Source organism: Bacillus sp. CGMCC 1.60114 (genome assembly GCF_042676365.1).
GTDB classification, from domain to species: Bacteria; Bacillota; Bacilli; order Bacillales; family Bacillaceae_G; genus Bacillus_A; species Bacillus_A rhizoplanae_A.
Window position 1 is genome coordinate 9,878 of the sequence record NZ_JBHTHG010000081.1, and the last position, 1,317, is coordinate 11,194.

Here is a 1,317-nt window from a genome sequence, read left to right on the forward strand (position 1 = left end):
TATAAAATCCTTTAAAGAAGCTCCAATATCTCAAAAACTATTTGGTATGGGATATGGAGGAAACTACAAAGAAAATCCTAAATTAACTGAAAGAGACTTCCATGATTGGTTCTATACATTTGGAATTATTGGCTTTATATTTATGATATTACCCTTTGTTTACTATAGTTTTAAAACCTTATTTTTAATAATTAAAAATTTTAAACAGGTACTTACAATTAAATATGCATTAATTGCAACAGGAATATTATTAAGTCTTGGAATTGCATTTATTTCTGGACATGTATTAACAGCTCCAGCTGTAAGTATATATTTTAGTGTACTTTTAGCAACCTTAATAGTTAGCTTAGAAAATAAACAGCTAAAAATTAACAATGAATAATTATAGTATTTCTAAATAAACATTTTGTTTTTAATACATAAAAAAAGAAGATCAAACTAGAAAAACAATCTAGTTCGGCCTTCTTTTTATTTTAAATTTATTAATGGTCATTTTTTTTAAATCACCATAAAATATCATTATCAGGGGTAGCACGCACATTTTAACGTTTTTATGCGCTAAGAGAATCTCAAAACTCAATATAGCTGATTTCAATTGAGATTTTGATTTTGAGATAAGTTTTGATAAACATTTAGTGGGTTTCCTATGACATTTTAAGATGAAATCATTCAGTCTCAAATACCATCATTTTTGAGATTAAATAAATCTCTTAGAGTAGTAAAATCAACGTTTTTTCGTGTCAAATTTGCTTAACGTATGTTTTCGTTAAAATGTGGATGGGACCCCTAAAGGAACCATATATTAACGTCAATTACACTGGAGAAAGTACAAATGATGTTATTCAGAGCGCAATTCAAAAAGCAACCCTTACAATATTATCAGCATTTGCAGAAAAAGAGCGCATTGATATTAAACAACGCCAAGCTGAAGGGATTGCTCTTGCTAGAAAACAAGGAAAACACTTAGGGCGTCCTCCTGTCGAAATAACAGAAGAATTTATTGAAGCTTATAAGGAATGGAAATCCGGTTTGATTACAGCAGTAGGGGCCATGAAAAAGTATGGCATCAAACGTTCTTCATTTTATAAACTTGCCAAACAGTATGAAGAAAGAATCAAAAATTAGAGAGATGAAAATCCAATGGATTGTGTTGCTCCCCCATGCCTATCAAACACGTCACAGAATTACATACTATCGTATCCATTTCTAATCGGAAATACAAAAAGAACTTGTAGAAATCACTACAAGTTCTTTTTGGGATTAAAGTACATATTAGGGAAAAAATAAACAATTTCATTAGACATACTAACTTTAGGG

At 29.8% G+C, this 1,317-nt stretch carries 1 protein-coding gene and 1 pseudogene; both read left to right on the forward strand.

The genetic code is table 11. From position 1 onward, the window contains the following. On the forward strand, positions 1 to 382 hold a 382-nt coding region (locus ACFQZ1_RS11820; protein WP_377882369.1), incomplete at its 5' end, for an O-antigen ligase family protein. Between the two features lie 404 nt (positions 383 to 786). Then, positions 787 to 1,125, forward strand: a pseudogene (locus tag ACFQZ1_RS11825) (recombinase family protein); the annotation flags it as partial. Between the last annotated feature and the right edge of the window lie 192 nt (positions 1,126 to 1,317).